Genomic DNA, 824 nt, shown 5'->3' with positions numbered 1-824 from the left:
GTCCTTGGAATGACCACGCCGACCCAGCGTGTCGCCGCCTGCACCGTAGAACGAGAGCGACGTCGTATCCATGAACACCAGGCTGAGATCAGTGAACAGGTCCCGCCGGCGATCGAACAGCTTCTCCTCGATCACGTCCTTCACACAGCGAGGTGCCAATGCGCCTTCTGCCTTCTCCTCGATCTCCTCGCCGAGCCAGGCCATGGCGCGATAGAAGTGATGGAGGGCAAGATCCTCGCTGCCGTCGATGGCGTAGCTCTCCATCCAGTCCAGGCAGGCTCGGTCCGAGCCTGAGACGAACAGGCGGTGCAGTGTAGCGACAAATACGGCGCGCTCCACGGCAAAGCCGAACTGGCGCCCTTCCAGCACCTCTTCCAATACAGCATCGATGCCAAGCCGCTGCCACAGGCGCCCGAACAGCAACGGGCCTCCGATCCTGCGGGCTACGATCCGGCCTGCATCGATATCGGACAGAATGATGCTGCGCTCTGCGTGACGTGCGATCGAGGCGGCCAGTCTGTCGAGTTCGCCACTTGCGGCCAGCGCATCCTTGCGGCCCAGAGCCTTGATCGTGCGCTGGCGGACAGTTTTGCCCTCGCGCACGCTCTCGACCAGGTAAAGATAGCGGTGGCCGCGCGCGACTCGTTCGACGACATACATGGCCAGGTTGTTACTGCCTGTACTCGTAAAGATAAACCAAACGGCCAGTTACAGGCAAAATGTTGTTAGCACATCCGGTTTTGCCCCCAAACCCACGCCTAGCAAAATCAAATACTTACCAGCTCGCGTTCCCTGCGTGTTCCGCCGGCACTGTTCAACTTGGG

The 824-nt window shown here is 60.4% G+C and carries 1 protein-coding gene; it reads right to left on the bottom strand.

Translation table 11 applies throughout. The annotated features are described in order from the left end of the window. Window positions 1-660 (bottom strand): IS1634 family transposase (locus tag EWH12_RS21980; RefSeq protein WP_422917753.1); only part of this gene is annotated, 660 nt, incomplete at its 3' end. Window positions 661-824: the final 164 nt, after the last annotated feature.

The sequence above is a fragment of the Sphingobium cupriresistens genome (assembly GCF_004152865.1).
Lineage (GTDB): Bacteria > Pseudomonadota > Alphaproteobacteria > Sphingomonadales > Sphingomonadaceae > Sphingobium > Sphingobium cupriresistens.
The sequence above is the reverse complement of the archived record's forward strand: the minus strand, read 5'-3'. Positions and strand labels throughout refer to the sequence as shown.